Raw genomic sequence first — 15,698 nt, 5'->3', positions numbered from 1 at the left:
ACCCGCATGATCATCGACCTGCCCGAGACCACCACGAACGCGGTCAACAAGCGACTCGTCAAGCTGCGGGACGAGGGCGGCGCCGTCGCGCTCGGCCGTGTCCTCACGCTCGTGGTCCTGGCCGACGAGGCCGACGTCGAGGACGCCGTCGCCGCCGCCAACGGCGCGAGCCGGGAGCACCCCTGCCGCATCGTCGTCGTCGCGCCGTCCGTGCAGCGCACGCAGCCGCGCCTCGACGCGCAGATCCGCATCGGTGGCGACGCCGGCGCCAGCGAGGTCGTGGTCCTGCGCCCCTCGGGGCCGCTCGCCGCGCACTCCGACACGCTCGTCATGCCGCTCCTGCTGCCCGACGCCCCGATCGTCGCCTGGTGGCCGCGAGAGCTGCCCGACGACCCGTCGCGCGACCCCGTCGGGCAGATGGCGCACCGCCGGATCACGGACACCGTGGGCTGCGCCGACCCGGTGGCACGGCTGGCCTCCCTGAGCTCCACGCACAGCCCCGGCGACACCGACCTCGCGTGGACCCGCGTGACCCTGTGGCGCGGGCTGATCGCGGCCGCGCTCGACGAACCGCCCTACGAGTCCGTCACCGCGGTCGAGGTCGAGGGCCAGGAGGACCACCCCTCGGTCGACCTCCTCGCCGGCTGGCTCGCGCTGCAGCTCAGGTGCCCCGTCACGCTCACCCGTCGTTCCGGCGTCTCGGGTGTGACCCGGGTCGTGCTCGGGCGCAAGGGTGGCTCGATCGTCCTCGACCGGCCCGACGGCCGGGTCGTCACCATCAGCCAGCCCGACCAGCCCGACCGGCGGATCTCGCTGCCGATGCGCCAGCTCGAGGAGTGCCTCACGGAGGAGCTGCGCCGGCTCGACCCCGACGAGGTCTTCGGCGACGTCCTGACCAAGGGCCTGACGCGGGTGAGCTCGTGACCGGCACCGCTACGGGCCGGTCGGTACCGCGCCTGGTCGTCGTCCACCCGGACGCGACCGTCCTGGCCCGGGCGACCGCGGCCCGGCTGCTCACGCGCATCCTCGACGTGCAGTCGGTCCGCAGCACGGTGCACGTCGTGCTCACCGGGGGGACCGTCGGGATCGCGACCCTCGCCGAGGTGGCGGCCGACCCCGTGCGGGACGCGGTCGACTGGGCCGGCGTGCACGTCTGGTGGGGCGACGAGCGCTTCCTGCCGGACGGCGACCCCGACCGCAACGAGACGCAGGCCCGCGCGGCGCTGCTCGATGCGTTGCCGACGCTGCCGCCCGGCAACGTGCACGTCGTGCCGGCGCTGTCCTCGGAGGTCACGACCCCCGAGGACGCCGCGGCCCGCTACGCCGCGACGCTCGCCGAGCACGCGCCCGACGGGGCCGACGCACCCGTGTTCGACGTCCTCCTGCTCGGGATGGGCCCGGACGCCCACGTCGCGTCCCTGTTCCCCGGCCACGAGGCCCTCGACGTCCGGGGAGTCGCGGCCGTCGGCGTACACGGCTCACCGAAGCCACCGCCCGAGCGTGTCTCGCTGACGTTCGAGACGATCTGCGCCGCCGCGGAGGTCTGGGTCGTCGCGGCCGGAGCCGAGAAGGCCGACGCCGTCAGCGCCGCCCTCGGCGGTGCGTCCACGCACGACGCCCCTGCAGGTGCCGTGCGCGGGGTCGCACGCACCCTCTGGCTGCTCGACGTCGCCGCTGCCGGCGGGACGAGCTCGGCGCGCTGACCCCCGCCCGCCGCGGGCGGGCCCGACGAGAGAGTGGTGCACCATGACGGATCGCGACACGTGGGAGCGCGTCGACCGGTACTACGCGCCGCTCGTCGGGGAGGACGACGCACTCCGCGAGACCGACGCACGTGCCGCGGCGGCGGGCCTGCCCGCGATCCAGGTCTCGCCCGCTCAGGGGAAGCTCCTGCACCTCCTGGCCCTGGTGCAGGGCGCGCGCCGTATCCTCGAGATCGGGACGCTCGCCGGCTACAGCACGATCTGGCTGGCGCGCGCGCTCGAACCCGGAGGGCGCCTCGTGACCTGCGAGCTCGACCCGACCCACGCCCGGGTCGCCCGCGAGAACCTCGCGACGGCGGGTGTCGCCGACCTCGTCGAGGTGCGTGAGGGTCCGGCCGCCGACACGCTGCGGGAGCTGGTGCGCGGCGGGGACGAGCCCTTCGACCTCGTCTTCATCGACGCGGACAAGCCCTCCAACCCGCTGTACCTCGAGCTCGCCCTGCAGCTCGTACGGCCCGGCTCGCTCGTCGTCCTCGACAACGCGGTGCGCGGGGGTGCCGTGGCCGACGCGCTGAGCACCGACGAGAACGTGCTGGGTGTGCGCCGGTTCGTCGAGGACGTCGTCGCGAACCCACGGCTCACCGCGACCGCCGTCCAGACCGTCTCGGTCAAGGGCTACGACGGGTTCGTGCTCCTGCGCGTCGCCTCCTGAGCGCGCTCCGCCGGAGACAGCGCTGACGGACCGACCGGTGGGGCCTCCGGCCCTCGAGAGGGTCAGCCTCCGCGACGGGCCCGCAGGGCGGCGAGCGCCTCGTCGAGGATCGCGATCCCGTCCTCGTCGGTGCGGCGCTCCTTCACGTACGCGAGGTGCGTCTTGTACGGCTCGTTACGCTGCTGGCTCGGCGGGCTGGACGCATCCTGCCCGGCCGGGAACCCGCACCGCGGGCAGTCCCACGTCTCCGGCGCCTCGATCTCAGCCTCCAGGGAGAAGCTGGGGCGGGTCTCGTGCCCGTTGGCGCACCAGTACGAGACGGAGAACCGCGGGGCGGCGTCGCCCCGCTCCGTCTCGCCCAGGGGCCCGGCACCTACCCGAGAACCACGGATCGCACTACCACCAGCCACCAGATCACTCCCCTGTTGTGCGAACCGGGCCCGTCAGGACCGGTCGTGTCGTACACGGGACGTCCGTCACGCCCCGGCCGAACCGTCAGCTGACCCGCTGGATGAGACCGAGGAGGACGATGACGATCGCCCAGACGACGGCGAACGTGATCGTGATGCGGTTGAGGTTCTTCTCCGCGACGCCCGAGCTCCCGACGCTGCTGGAGATACCACCGCCGAACATGTCGGACAGTCCCCCACCCTTGCCCTTGTGCATGAGCACGAGCATCGTGAGGAAGCAGCTGGTGAGGACCAGCATGATCTGGAGGGCAATGCGGAGCGCGTCCACGAGTACGTCCTTGATGCTCTGGGTCCGCCGGAGGAGCCGGACCGCACGGGTGTCCGGTGCCGCCGGGGTCCGCCGGTGGCACGCAGGACAAGGGTAGGCGACGACAGGCCGATCCGGCCAACCCCGGCCCCGCAGAGCTCACGGGGATCAGGGGTCGGCCGGACCCGGCCGTCGTCAAGATGCTCGAGAGTCAGACCGCGTGCGACTGGTAGCGCACGATCTTCGCGAACTCCTCGGGGTCGAGGCTCGCACCACCGATCAGTGCACCGTCGACGTCGGGCTGCGCCATGATCGACGCCACGTTGCCGGACTTCACCGAACCGCCGTAGAGCACGCGCACACCTGCGGCGAGCTCGGCGTCGTAGAGCTCGGCCAGCCGCGCACGGATCGCACCGCAGACCTCCTGCGCGTCCTCCGGCGTCGCGACCTCACCGGTGCCGATGGCCCACACCGGCTCGTACGCGATGACGATCTGAGCCGCCTGCTCGGCGGCGAGGCCCTCGAGCGCACCGTCGACCTGGGCGAGGGTGTAGGAGACCTGGTCGCCCGCCTTACGCACGTCGAGGCCCTCCCCGACGCACAGGATCGGCACGATGCCCTGACCGAAGGCCGAGCGCACCTTCGCGTTGGCGACGGCGTCGTCCTCCTGGTGGTACTCGCGGCGCTCGGAGTGGCCCACGGCCACGTACGACACGCCCAGCTTGGCGAGCATCACGGGCGAGATCTCTCCCGTGTACGCGCCCTCCGTGTGCTGCGAGACGTCCTGCGCCCCGTAGCCGAGCTCGAGCTTGTCCGCGTCCACGAGCGTCTGCACGCTGCGCAGGTCCGTGAACGGGGGCAGCACGACGACCTCGACGGAGGAGTAGTCGTGCTTGGCGTCCTTGAGCGTCCACGCCAGCTTCTGCACCATGTGCGTCGCCTGGTGGTGGTCGAGGTTCATCTTCCAGTTGCCCGCCATGAGCGGGGTGCGCTTGTCAGCCACGATGTGCCTTCTCTCTCGAGATGTAGGGGTCAGTTGTCGAGGACGGAGATCCCGGGCAGGTCCTTGCCCTCCAGGAACTCCAGGCTCGCGCCGCCACCGGTCGAGATGTGGCTGAAGCCGGCCTCGTCGAAGCCGAGCAGACGCACGGCCGCGGCGGAGTCGCCGCCGCCGACGATGGTGAACGTGCCGCCTGCCGTCGCCTCGACGAGCGCCTGCGCGACGGCACGGGTGCCGGCCGCGAACGCCTCGAACTCGAAGACACCCATCGGGCCGTTCCAGACGACGGTGCGCGCGTCGGCGATCTTGCTCGCGAAGAGCTCGCCGGAGGCGGGGCCGATGTCCAGGCCGATCGTGCCCTCGGGGATGGCGTCGGCGGCGACGACCCGGTGCGGGGCGTCGGCGGCGAACGACTCGGCCGCGACGATGTCGGTCGGCAGGACGATCTCGACGCCGTTGGCCTCGGCCTGCGCCAGGTAGCCCTTGACGGTCTCGATCTGGTCCGCCTCGAGCAGGGAGTTGCCGACCTCGTAGCCCTTGGCCGCGAGGAAGGTGAAGACCATGCCGCCACCGATGAGCAGGCGGTCCGCCTTGGTGAGCAGGTTCGCGATCACGCCGAGCTTGTCGGAGACCTTGGAGCCCCCGAGCACCACCGCGTAGGGACGCTCCGGGTCCTCGGTCGCCTTCTTCAGCGAGTGGACCTCCTTGAGCACCAGCTCGCCGACGGCGGCAGGCAGGACCTTCGCCACGTCGTAGACCGAGGCCTGCTTGCGGTGCACGACGCCGAACCCGTCGGAGACGAAGACGTCGGCGAGCGCCGCGAGCTCGTCCGCGAGGGCCGCGCGCTCGGCATCGTCCTTCGAGGTCTCGCGGGCGTCGAACCGGATGTTCTCGAGCAGCGCGACCTCGCCGTCACCGAGCGCGGCGACGGTCTCGCGGGCCGAGTCGCCGACCGTGTCGGCCGCGAGCGTCACGCGGGCTCCGAGCAGCTCGCCGAGCCGCTGCGCGACGGGCGCGAGCGAGTACTTCGCGTCCGGCTCACCCTTGGGGCGCCCGAGGTGCGCCATGACGACGACCTTGGCGCCGGCGTCGGTCAGCCGGGTGAGCGTGGGCAGGGCGGCGCGGATGCGGCCGTCGTCCGTGATGGTCGTCCCGTCGAGGGGGACGTTGAAGTCCGAGCGCACCAGCACGCGCTTGCCGCGCAGGTCGCCCAGGTCGTCGATGGTCTTCATGAGCACTCCAGTCGAGAGGTCAGTCGAAGAATCTGCCGGCGTGACGGCCGGCGGGTCGGCCCGATCGGGCCTGACACGACGACGTCCGCGTGCGCGCGGGGCCGGCAGGCCACGGCGCGCACGCGGACGTATCGCACTACACGTCGGTCGAGGACGTCAGAGACGCGCGCCCACGTACTGCGTGAGGGCGACGAGGCTGTTGGAGTAGCCCCACTCGTTGTCGTACCAGGAGACGACCTTGACCTGGTCACCGGTCACCTTGGTGAGCTTCGAGTCGAAGATGCTCTGGTGCGGGTTGGTGACGATGTCGCTCGAGACGATGTCCTCGTCCACGTACTCGAGGATGCCCTTGAGCGGGCCGTCGGCAGCAGCCTTGACCGCGGCGTTGACCTCCTCGACCGTGACCTCCTTGGAGGCGGTGAAGGTGAGGTCGGTCGCGGAACCCGTGATGACGGGCACGCGGAGCGCGTAGCCGTCGAGCTTGCCCTTGAGCTCGGGGAGCACGAGAGAGACGGCCTTGGCGGCACCCGTCGAGGTCGGCACGATGTTCTGCGCGGCGGCACGAGCGCGGCGCAGGTCGCCGTGGGGGCCGTCCTGCAGGTTCTGGTCACCCGTGTAGGCGTGGATCGTGGTCATGAGGCCACGCTCGATGCCGATCGAGTCGTTGAGCGCCTTGGCCAGGGGGGCCAGGCAGTTCGTGGTGCAGGACGCGTTCGAGATGATGTTGTGCGCCGCGGCGTCGTACTGCTCGTGGTTCACGCCGACGACGAACGTCGCGTCCTCGTTCTTCGCCGGGGCGGAGATGATGACCTTCTTGGCCCCGCCGGCGAGGTGCGCCTTGGCCTTCGTCGCGTCGGTGAAGAAGCCCGTGGACTCGATGACGATGTCGGCACCGAGCTCACCCCAGGGCAGGTTCGCCGGGTCGCGCTCGGCGAGCGCACGGATCGCCTTGCCGTCGACGATGATGTTGTCGTCGTCGAAGTCGATGCTCAGGGGGAAACGGCCCAGCACGGTGTCGTACTTCAGCAGGTGCGCGAGCGTCTTGTTGTCCGTGAGGTCGTTGACCCCGACGATCTCGATGTCTGCACCCGACGCAATGATTGCGCGGAAGAAGTTACGGCCGATCCGACCGAAGCCGTTGATGCCGACGCGGATGGTCACAATGCCCTCCTCAGGGCGCGCCGGTTGGTTCCGACGCACACGGTTGTTACCGAACGATCACGTACGACGCTGTACGTAGGTGGTGACCGATGACGCTTCCCCTCACCGGTCGACAGGCGCCCCTGAGGGCGGCTCTCGGCGAAGGGTCGTCCCAGCAAGCGCTGCGGCGGCCCGGGTCCGTCACGGACGCCGGCGAAGGTGCACGTCCTCGTCACCTGACAACCCCGAGCCTATACCCAAGCGCCCCCAGCCCGTGACCTGGCGCGAGGAATGAGACAGTACACGCGCACCTGACGAACACTCCGCCGGTCCGGTCAGAGATCGAGCAGGTCAGGGCTCAGTCCGGCCTCGGTGTCCGGGATCCCCAGGTCGGCCGCGCGCTTGTCCGCCATCGACAGCAGGCGCCGGATCCGTCCCGCGACCGCGTCCTTGGTCAACGGCGGGTCCGCGATCTGCCCGAGCTCCTCGAGCGAGGCCTGCTTGTTCGCGAGCCGCAGCTCCCCGGCCTCGCGCAGGTGGTCAGGGAGGTCCGCTCCCAGGATCTCGAACGCCCGCTCCACGCGCGCGCCGGCCGCGACCGCGGCCCGCGCCGAGCGCCGCAGGTTGGCGTCGTCGAAGTTCGCGAGCCGGTTCGCCGTGCCCCGGACCTCGCGGCGCTGCCGCCGCTCCTCCCACACGACCACCGTCTCGTGGGCGCCGAGCCGGGTGAGCATCGCGCTGATCGCGTCACCGTCCCGGATCACGACCCTGTCGATCCCCCGGACCTCGCGCGCCTTGGCGGAGATGCCGAGGCGCCGGGCGGCACCGACGAGCGCGAGGGCTGCCTCCGGGCCGGGGCACGTGACCTCCAGCGCCGACGAGCGGCCGGGCTCGGTGAGCGACCCGTGGGCGAGGAACGCCCCGCGCCACGCCGCCTCCGCCTCGTCCACCCCGGCGGAGACCACCTGGGGCGGGAGACCACGGACCGGACGACCACGGTTGTCGAGCAGACCCGTCTGCCGGGCGAGCGACTCGCCGTCCTTGACCACCCGCACGACGTAGCGGCTGCTCTTGCGCAGCCCGCCCGCCGAGACCACGATCAGCTCGCTCGTGTGGCCGTACACGTCGCTGATGGCCTGCCGCAGCCTGCGGGCTGCGATCGCGGTGTCCAGTTCCGCCTCGATGACGATGCGGCCGGAGATCAGGTGCAGCCCGCCCGAGAACCGGAGCGTCGACGAGACCTCGGCCTTTCGGCAGGACGTCTTGTCCACCTTGAGTCGGGCCAGCTCGTCCTTCACCTGTGCCGTGAGCGCCATGGCGCCATCCTGCCATCAACGCCCGGCCCCCGTGACGCGAACGGACGCGCACGCGCCCGGTGACCAGGTGCGTCGCGCTCAGCGCGAGACCGTGCCCACGTCCCCGATGAAGCCGTCGAACACGTCCTGGTAGGCCGCCGCGAGGCGCAGCGGGTCGTGCCGGGCGGTGCCGTCCCCCCGACGCACCTGGCGCAGGAGCAGGCGCGCGCCCATGCGCGCCGCGGTCTCGCTGAGCTGCTGCGTGTCCTCGACCGCGGACGGGTCGGCGACCACCGCGTCGATGCGCAGTCCCGGGTCGTGCGCGTGGAGGGCGTCGAGGTGGTCGGTCGCGCTCAGGCCGAACGTCTCCCCCGCGTCCGACGAGAGGTTCAGGGTCACGCACCGCCGTGCCCGGGTCTCGTGCAGGGCGGTCGCGAGCTCGGGGACGAGCAGGTGCGGCATCACCGACGAGTACCAGGAGCCGGGGCCCAGCACGACCCAGTCCGCGGCACGCACCGCATCGATCACCTCCGGGCAGGCCGGCGGGTCCGGAGGGATCAGACGGAGCTGCTCGATCCGACCCTCGGTGACCGCGACCTTGCTCTGCCCGACCACGGTCTCGAGACGGTCGCCCGACCGGACCTCGGCCTCGATCCGCAGCGGCACGGACGCCATGGGCAGCACCCGTCCACGGGCACCGAGCAGCCGCCCGACCCAGTCGAGGCCCGCCACCTGGTCGTCCAGCAGCTCCCAGAGCGCGACGATGAGCAGGTTCCCGACGGCGTGCTGGTCGAGGTCGCCGGCGGAGGTGAACCGGTGCTGGAGCAGGCTGCTCCACGTCCGGCCCCACTCGGAGTCGTCGCACAGCGCCGCGAGCGCCATGCGCAGGTCCCCGGGCGGCAGGACGTCCAGCTCGGTGCGCAGCCGGCCCGAGGAGCCGCCGTCGTCGGCCACGGTTACCACGGCCGTCAGACGGTCCGAAACGAGACGCAGCGCCGACAGGCTCGCGGAAAGTCCGTGGCCGCCGCCGAGCGCGACGACCGCGGGGTTCGCGACGTGCACGGTGTCATTCCCTCCCGAGGTCACGCGCGGTGACCGTCACCCGCTGGCCCTGCGCGCGCAGGCGCTGGGCGAGGAGCTCGCTGATGGCGACAGACCGGTGCTTGCCCCCGGTGCACCCGACGGCGATGGTCACGTACCGCTTCTCCTCGCCGAGGTAGCCGGCGAGGACAGGCTCGAGAGCGCTGAGGTAGCGGTCGACGAACTCCGTCGCACCGGGGCGCGCCAGGACGTAGTCCCGCACCGCCGCGTCACGGCCCGTGAGGTGGCGCAGCTCGGTGATCCAGTACGGGTTGGCCAGGAACCGTACGTCCACTACGTGGTCCGCGTCGAGCGGGATCCCGTACTTGAACCCGAAGGAGACGACGTTGATCCGCAGCGTGTCCGGCGTCCCGTCAGCCACGGCCGCGCGCACCTCGCGCGCGAGGTCGTGGACGTTGAGCTCGGAGGTGTCGATCGCGACGTCGGCGCGCTCCTCGATGCTCGCGAGAAGCTTGCGCTCGGCGGCGATGCCGTCGAGGATCCGCCCCTCTCCCTGCAGCGGGTGCGGTCGGCGCACCTGCTCGTAGCGGCGGACGAGCACCTCGTCGGACGCGTCGAGGAAGAGGATCCGGTAGAAGACGCCGGAATCGCGCAGGTGCCTGAGGACGTCGACGAGGTCGGTGAAGAACTCGCGTCCCCGGACGTCGACGACCGCGGCGATCCGCTCGAGCGTGGAGCTCGACCGGGTCATGAGGTCGACGAGCGGCACGATCATCTTCGGCGGGAGGTTGTCCACCACGAACCAGTCGAGGTCCTCCAGGACGGCCGCCGCCCGCGAGCGGCCCGCGCCCGACATGCCGGTGATGATGAGCACCTCGGCGACGTCGGCATCGGGGCCGTGGCCGGCGAGCTCGATCGCGGGGATCCCGGACGGCACGGTGGTCGGTTGGGGTTCGCTGCTCATGTGTCCAGCATGCCAGCCGGCGACGGTCCGCCCTCACCCATCGCTACCGGTGTGTCCGTGGGGGCAGGCGGTGCGAGAGCCGCGACGACGGCCGCAGCGGTCCGCGTGCCCATACCGGGCACGGTGGCGATCTCCTCGGCGGTCGCGGCCCGCAGCCGCTTGAGCGAGCCGAAGTGCTTGAGGAGCGCGCTCGTGCGCGCCGGCCCGAGGCCGGGGACGTCGTCGAGGGCGGAGGCGGTCATCCCCTTGCCACGCTTCTTGCGGTGGTAGGAGATCGCGAAGCGGTGCGCCTCGTCCCGGACCCGCTGCAGGAGATAGAGCCCTTCGGACGATCGCTGGAGGATGACCGGGTAGTCCTCGCCGGGCAACCACACCTCCTCCAGCCGCTTGGCGAGCCCGCACAGCGCGACGTCCTCGATCCCGAGCTCGTCGAGCGCGCTCGCGGCCGCGGCGACCTGCGGAGGGCCACCGTCGACCACGACGAGGTTCGGGGGGTAGGCGAACCGGGCCGGGCGCTCTGCGGCGTCGGACGCGTCCACCTGGCGGCTGCGCGGCGTGTAGCCCGACGCCGGGCCGTCTCCAGGGTGCTCGGGAACATCGGCGGCGAGGTCTGCGCCGTCGACGTCACGCGTGTCCTGGTCCAGCGGGTTACCGGTCTCTGCGACGCGCGCCTGGTCCGCGAGATGCCGACGGAAACGGCGCGTGACGACCTCGTGCATCGCGGCGGTGTCGTCGCGAGCGCCCTCGCCGTCCGGCCCGCGCACGGCGAAGTGCCGGTACTCGCTCTTGCGCGCCAGCCCGTCCTCGAAGACGACCATGGACGCGACCTGGTGCGTCCCCTGCGTGGTGGAGACGTCGAAGCACTCGATGCGCAACGGAGCGCTCTCGAGGCCGAGCGCCTCCTGGATCTCCCGCAGGGCCTGGCTGCGGGTGGTGAGGTCACCGGCACGTCGCGTGCGGTGCAGCACGAGGGCGTGCTCGGCGTTCTTGTGCACGGTCGCGGCGAGCTCCCGCTTGTCACCTCGTCGCGGGACCCGGACGTCGACCTTCGCCCCGCGCAGGCGGGTGAGCCACGCCGTCACCTGCTCCACGTCGGGCGGGAGCACCGGCACGAGCACCTCGCGCGGGACCGCGTCACGCACGGCGGCACGGTCCCCGCCGCCCGCCTCGTCGGCGGCCCCGTAGACCTGCTGCAGCAGGTGCTCGACGAGCTCGGCGTCCGTGACGTCCTCCACCTTCTCCACGATCCACCCACGCTGCCCGCGGATCCGGCCGCCCCGGACGTGGAAGACCTGCACCGCGGCCTCGAGCTCGTCCCCGGCGAGCGCGAAGACGTCGGCGTCGGTCGCGTCGGTGAGGACGACGGCGTTCTTCTCGGTCGCACGCTCGAGCGCGGCGATGTCGTCGCGCAGACGGGCAGCCTGCTCGTAGTCCATCTCCGCCGCGGCCTCCCGCATGCGCTGGTCCAGCCGGCGCACGAACTTCGCGGTGTCACCGGCCATGAAGTCGCAGAAGTCCTCGGCGAGGTCACGGTGGTCCTCCGGCGAGATCCTGCCGACGCACGGCGCGGAGCACTTGTCGATGTAGCCGAGCAGGCACGGCCTACCGGTCTGGTGCGCGCGCTTGAACACACCGGACGAGCACGTGCGCACCGGGAAGACCCGCAGGAGGAGGTCGAGCGTCTCGCGGATCGCCCACGCGTGGCCGTACGGGCCGAAGTAGCGGGTGCCAGGGCGCTTGGTCCCGCGCATCACCTGTGCCCGGGGGAACTCCTCGGACATCGTCACCGCGAGGTACGGGTAGGACTTGTCGTCGCGGTACTTGACGTTGAACCGCGGGTCGTACTCCTTGATCCAGGTGTACTCGAGGGCGAGCGCCTCCACCTCCGTGCCCACGACCGTCCACTCGACGGACGCGGCGGTGGTGACCATCGTCTGGGTGCGGTGATGGAGGCCGGCGATGTCCTGGAAATAGCTCGAGAGCCGCGACCGCAGGTTCTTCGCCTTGCCGACGTAGACGACCCGGCCGTGCGCGTCACGGAACCGATAGACCCCCGGCGAGGTCGGGATCTCTCCCGGCGCAGGACGGTACGTCGCGGGGTCAGCCATAGGTTCCAGCCTAGTTGAGCCCGCCCACTCTCAGGCCGCGACCGAGCATCACCCGGCTCTCGTTGTGACGCAGGTCACCGCCCCCAGTAGGGTGGCTCCATGGGCGCCTTCCACTCCTACGCAGCGACCGTCCGGTGGACGGGCGCGGGCGAGACCGGGACCACGAGCTACACGGCCTACAGCCGCGACCACGACGTCGAGATCACCGGACGACCCGCGATCCGCGCGTCGGCCGACCCCGCCTTCCGCGGGGACCCTGCCCGGCACAGCCCCGAGGAGCTCTTCGTGGCGAGCCTGGCGCAGTGCCACATGCTGTGGTTCCTGCACCTCGCGTCCGCCGCGGGTGTGGTCGTGCTCGAGTACGAGGACGACGTCGAGGGCAGCATGCGCGTCGAGTCCGCAGGCGCGGGCCAGTTCACCGAGGTCGTGCTGCACCCGCGCGTGACGGTCACGTCGACGCCCGACGGCGACGACGTGACGCTGACGGAGCTGCACCACCTGGCCCACGACCACTGCTTCCTGGCACGGTCCGTGAACTTCCCGGTCCGCGTCGACCCCGTCCCGGCCCGGGTCGCGAGCCGCTGAGAGAGTCGCTCACGCCTCCCGATCGACCGAGGCCGTCGAGGTCGACGCGCGCGTCGTGACCGCGCCCGTGGCGCGGGCACTCGCCGCCGCCGTGCGGCCGCCCTTGCGGGTCGCGGTCGCCTTGCGGGCCCCGGTGCCGGACGCGCTCGCCGCGCTGGCCTTGCCCACCGCGCCGGACTTGCCAGCGGCCTTGCCCGATGACTTGCCGGACGCCTTGCCTGCCGGGGTCACCGGAGCCTTCGCGGGCGCGACCGGGACCGGCGGGTGCCCGTCGAGGACGTCCGCGAGGAACCTGCCCGTGTGGCTCGCCGGGACGACGGCGATCTGCTCGGGCGTGCCCTCGGCCACAACCGTCCCTCCACCGGACCCGCCCTCGGGACCCATGTCGATGACCCAGTCGGCGCTCTTGATGACGTCCAGGTTGTGCTCGATCACGAGCACCGAGTTGCCCTTGTCCACCAGCGACTGCAGCACGGCCAGCAACTTGCGGATGTCCTCGAAGTGCAGTCCGGTCGTGGGCTCGTCGAGCACGTAGACGGTGCGTCCCGACGAGCGCTTCTGCAGCTCGCTCGCGAGCTTGACGCGCTGCGCCTCGCCACCGGAGAGCGTCGGCGCGGGTTGGCCGAGACGGACGTAGCCGAGCCCGACCTCCACCAGCGTCTTGAGGTGCCGGGAGATCGCCGGGACCGCCGCGAAGAACTCGGCGGCCTCCTCGATCGGCATGTCGAGCACGTCCGCCACGGTCTTGCCCTTGAAGTGGACCTCGAGCGTCTCGCGGTTGTACCGCGCGCCGTGGCACACCTCGCACGGCACGTAGACGTCCGGGAGGAAGTTCATCTCGATCTTGATCGTGCCGTCTCCGGAGCACGCCTCGCAGCGCCCGCCCTTGACGTTGAACGAGAAGCGACCAGGTGTGTACCCACGGACCTTGGCCTCGGTGGTCTCGGCGAAGAGCCTGCGGACGTGGTCCCACACCCCGGTGTAGGTCGCGGGGTTCGAGCGCGGCGTTCGGCCGATCGGACCCTGGTCCACGTGCACGACCTTGTCGAGGTCCTCCAGCCCTGTGACCCGTGTGTGCCGGCCCGCGACCTGCCGGGCTCCGTTGAGCTGGTTGGCGAGCACCGTGTAGAGGATGGAGTTCACGAGCGTCGACTTGCCCGAGCCCGAGACACCGGTGATCGCCGTGAACGTCCCGAGCGGGAAGCTCACGTCGATCCCGCCCAGGTTGTGCTCCCGGGCACCGACGACCTCCACGGCCCGTCCCGGGTCGACGGGCCGGCGCTGCGCGGGCAGCGGGATGGTGCGGCGTCCGGAGAGGTAGGCACCGGTGACCGACTCCGGCGCCTCGAGCAGCCCGGCGTAGTCGCCGGAGTGCACCACGCGCCCGCCGTGCTCACCCGCGCCCGGGCCGATGTCGACCACCCAGTCCGCGGTCCGGATCGTGTCCTCGTCGTGCTCGACGACGATGAGCGTGTTCCCCAGGTCGCGCAGCCTGGTCAGCGTCTCGATGAGCCGACGGTTGTCGCGCTGGTGCAGGCCGATGCTCGGCTCGTCGAGCACGTACAGCACCCCGACCAGACCGGACCCGATCTGCGTCGCGAGCCGGATCCGCTGCGCCTCGCCGCCGGACAGGGTGCCGGCAGGGCGTTCGAGGGAGAGGTAGTCGAGACCGACGTCGAGCAGGAAGCCGAGGCGTGCGTGGATCTCCTTGAGCACCTCGGCCGCGATGGCCCGCTGCCGCTCGCCGAGCTCGAGCCCGCCGAGGAACTCCGCCGCCTCACGCAGCGGGAGCCGGCAGACGTCCGCGATCGACCGGTCACCCACCTTGACCGCGAGGACCTCGGGCTTGAGACGCGTGCCGTCGCAGACCGGGCACGGCACCTGGCGCATGTACGCCTCGTACTTCTCCTTGGACCAGTCCGACTCGGTCTCGGTGTGCCGCCGCTCGAGGAACGACACGACGCCCTCGAAGCCCGTCGAGTACTGACGCTCACGGCCCCATCGGTTGCGGTAGCGCACGTGCACCTCGTGGTTCTGCCCGAACAGCACGGCGTTCTTCGCGCGCTGCGGCAGCGCGCGCCACGGCGCGTCCATCGAGAAGCCGAGGTCGTCGGCGAGTGCCGTGAGGACCCGCACGAAGTACTCGGAGGAGATCTGCGCCCACGGCGCGACCGCGCCCTCGGCGAGCGACTTCTCCTCGTCCGGGATGACGAGGTCCGGGTCCACCTCGAGGCGGAAGCCGATCCCGGTGCACTCCGGGCACGCGCCGTACGGCGCGTTGAAGGAGAACGTCCGCGGCTCGATCTCGTCGAGCGCGAGCTCGTGGTCGTTGGGGCACGCCCGCTTCTCCGAGAAGCGGCGCTCCCGGTGAGGGTCGTCGGCGTCGGCGTCGACGAGCTCGATGACGAGCAGTCCCCCGGCGAGACCGAGCGCCGTCTCGACGGAGTCCGTGAGGCGGCGCTGGACGCCCTCCCGGGCGACGAGGCGGTCGATGACGACCTCGATGTCGTGCTTGAGCTTCTTCTCCAGCGCGGGCGGCTCCGTCAGCGAGACGACCTCCCCGTCGACGCGGGCGCGCGCGAAGCCCTTCGACTGCAGCTCCTTGAACAGCTCGGAGTACTCCCCCTTGCGCCCCCGCACCACGGGTGCGAGCACCTGGTAGCGGGACCCCTCCGGAAGCTCGAGCAGCCGGTCGACGATCTGCTGCGGGGTCTGGGCGGTGACCTTCTCCCCGCACACCGGGCAGTGCTGCGTGCCGGCGCGCGCGAACAGCAGGCGGAGGTAGTCGTAGACCTCCGTGATGGTGCCGACCGTCGACCGCGGGTTGCGGTTGGTCGACTTCTGGTCGATCGAGACAGCCGGTGAGAGGCCCTCGATGAAGTCGACGTCGGGCTTGTCCATCTGGCCGAGGAACTGGCGCGCGTACGCCGAGAGGGACTCGACGTAGCGACGCTGACCCTCGGCGAAGATCGTGTCGAAGGCGAGCGAGGACTTCCCCGAGCCCGAGAGCCCGGTGAACACGATGAGCTGGTCACGCGGCAGGTCGAGGTCGACGTTTCGCAGGTTGTGCTCACGGGCACCGGAGATGACGAGGCGATTGCTCACCGAAGCATCGTAAGCCCGCCCACCCACAGTCGCACACCTGTTCGACGTCACCTTCACCACTCGGTACCGGCGCGACGGCGCGCCCCGGTGGGAGAC

At 71.5% G+C, this 15,698-nt stretch carries 14 protein-coding genes; 4 read left to right on the top strand and 10 right to left on the bottom strand.

All coding sequences use genetic code 11. The annotated features are described in order from the left end of the window. The first annotated feature begins 6 nt into the window (after positions 1 to 6). The 3 genes from opcA to OHL10_RS05135 are packed head-to-tail and all read left to right on the top strand — an operon-like array spanning position 7 to position 2,415. Positions 7 to 924, top strand: a complete 918-nt coding sequence (gene opcA / locus OHL10_RS05145) for a glucose-6-phosphate dehydrogenase assembly protein OpcA (protein ID WP_265521440.1) — start codon at positions 7 to 9, stop codon at positions 922 to 924. Continuing rightward, positions 921 to 1,703: a 6-phosphogluconolactonase gene (gene pgl / locus OHL10_RS05140; RefSeq protein ID WP_265521111.1), complete on the top strand. Its 783-nt coding sequence runs from the start codon at positions 921 to 923 to the stop codon at positions 1,701 to 1,703. The genes opcA and pgl overlap by 4 nt, the downstream gene beginning before the upstream one ends. A gap of 43 nt (positions 1,704 to 1,746) precedes the next feature. Then, positions 1,747 to 2,415, top strand: coding sequence for an O-methyltransferase (locus OHL10_RS05135; protein WP_265521110.1), 669 nt, complete (start codon positions 1,747 to 1,749; stop codon positions 2,413 to 2,415). Between the two features lie 62 nt (positions 2,416 to 2,477). On the opposite strand, the gene OHL10_RS05130 is transcribed toward OHL10_RS05135, so the two are convergent. From OHL10_RS05130 to uvrC, 9 genes are all read right to left on the bottom strand, one after another. After that, on the bottom strand, positions 2,478 to 2,825 hold the full coding sequence (locus OHL10_RS05130) for an RNA polymerase-binding protein RbpA (RefSeq protein ID WP_265521109.1): 348 nt from the start codon (positions 2,823 to 2,825) through the stop codon (positions 2,478 to 2,480). 85 nt (positions 2,826 to 2,910) lie between these two features. After that, complete coding sequence (gene secG / locus OHL10_RS05125; RefSeq protein WP_265521108.1) at positions 2,911 to 3,153, bottom strand: preprotein translocase subunit SecG; 243 nt, start codon at positions 3,151 to 3,153, stop codon at positions 2,911 to 2,913. A 190-nt stretch (positions 3,154 to 3,343) separates the two neighbouring features. Further along, positions 3,344 to 4,135: a triose-phosphate isomerase gene (tpiA, locus tag OHL10_RS05120; protein WP_265521107.1), complete on the bottom strand. Its 792-nt coding sequence runs from the start codon at positions 4,133 to 4,135 to the stop codon at positions 3,344 to 3,346. Positions 4,136 to 4,164: 29 nt separating this feature from the next. Continuing rightward, positions 4,165 to 5,364, bottom strand: coding sequence for a phosphoglycerate kinase (locus OHL10_RS05115; RefSeq protein ID WP_265521106.1), 1,200 nt, complete (start codon positions 5,362 to 5,364; stop codon positions 4,165 to 4,167). A 156-nt stretch (positions 5,365 to 5,520) separates the two neighbouring features. After that, complete coding sequence (gap, locus tag OHL10_RS05110) at positions 5,521 to 6,525, bottom strand: type I glyceraldehyde-3-phosphate dehydrogenase (protein WP_265521105.1); 1,005 nt, start codon at positions 6,523 to 6,525, stop codon at positions 5,521 to 5,523. Positions 6,526 to 6,839: 314 nt separating this feature from the next. Then, positions 6,840 to 7,820 carry a DNA-binding protein WhiA gene (gene whiA, locus OHL10_RS05105; RefSeq protein ID WP_265521104.1) on the bottom strand — a complete coding sequence of 327 codons (981 nt, stop codon included), beginning with the start codon at positions 7,818 to 7,820 and terminating at the stop codon, positions 6,840 to 6,842. Positions 7,821 to 7,898: 78 nt separating this feature from the next. Further along, positions 7,899 to 8,861, bottom strand: coding sequence for a gluconeogenesis factor YvcK family protein (locus tag OHL10_RS05100; protein WP_265521103.1), 963 nt, complete (start codon positions 8,859 to 8,861; stop codon positions 7,899 to 7,901). 4 nt (positions 8,862 to 8,865) lie between these two features. Continuing rightward, the gene (rapZ, locus tag OHL10_RS05095) at positions 8,866 to 9,804 is read right to left on the bottom strand and encodes an RNase adapter RapZ (protein WP_265521102.1); all 939 of its coding nucleotides are present in this window, start codon (positions 9,802 to 9,804) and stop codon (positions 8,866 to 8,868) included. Beyond that, positions 9,801 to 11,912, bottom strand: coding sequence for an excinuclease ABC subunit UvrC (gene uvrC, locus OHL10_RS05090; protein ID WP_265521101.1), 2,112 nt, complete (start codon positions 11,910 to 11,912; stop codon positions 9,801 to 9,803). Before uvrC ends, rapZ begins: the two co-directional genes overlap by 4 nt. Positions 11,913 to 12,011: 99 nt before the next feature. Between uvrC and OHL10_RS05085 the strand changes: the two genes are divergently transcribed. After that, positions 12,012 to 12,497 carry an OsmC family protein gene (locus OHL10_RS05085; protein WP_265521100.1) on the top strand — a complete coding sequence of 162 codons (486 nt, stop codon included), beginning with the start codon at positions 12,012 to 12,014 and terminating at the stop codon, positions 12,495 to 12,497. Positions 12,498 to 12,506: 9 nt separating this feature from the next. On the opposite strand, the gene uvrA is transcribed toward OHL10_RS05085, so the two are convergent. Continuing rightward, positions 12,507 to 15,602 carry an excinuclease ABC subunit UvrA gene (gene uvrA, locus OHL10_RS05080; protein ID WP_265521099.1) on the bottom strand — a complete coding sequence of 1,032 codons (3,096 nt, stop codon included), beginning with the start codon at positions 15,600 to 15,602 and terminating at the stop codon, positions 12,507 to 12,509. Positions 15,603 to 15,698: the final 96 nt, after the last annotated feature.

Source organism: Oerskovia flava, from assembly GCF_026163685.1.
Lineage (GTDB): Bacteria > Actinomycetota > Actinomycetes > Actinomycetales > Cellulomonadaceae > Oerskovia_A > Oerskovia_A flava.
This window is presented reverse-complemented; position numbering and strand designations above follow the sequence as displayed.

Bases quoted from the DNA above. Each gene is read 5' to 3' on its own strand.
- opcA (WP_265521440.1), top strand. From the start codon at position 7: ATGATCATCGACCTGCCCGAGACCACCACGAACGCGGTCAACAAGCGA.
- OHL10_RS05135 (WP_265521110.1), top strand. From the start codon at position 1,747: ATGACGGATCGCGACACGTGGGAGCGCGTCGACCGGTACTACGCGCCG.
- OHL10_RS05115 (WP_265521106.1), bottom strand. From the start codon at position 5,364: ATGAAGACCATCGACGACCTGGGCGACCTGCGCGGCAAGCGCGTGCTG.
- whiA (WP_265521104.1), bottom strand. From the start codon at position 7,820: ATGGCGCTCACGGCACAGGTGAAGGACGAGCTGGCCCGACTCAAGGTG.
- rapZ (WP_265521102.1), bottom strand. From the start codon at position 9,804: ATGAGCAGCGAACCCCAACCGACCACCGTGCCGTCCGGGATCCCCGCG.
- uvrC (WP_265521101.1), bottom strand. From the start codon at position 11,912: ATGGCTGACCCCGCGACGTACCGTCCTGCGCCGGGAGAGATCCCGACC.
- OHL10_RS05085 (WP_265521100.1), top strand. From the start codon at position 12,012: ATGGGCGCCTTCCACTCCTACGCAGCGACCGTCCGGTGGACGGGCGCG.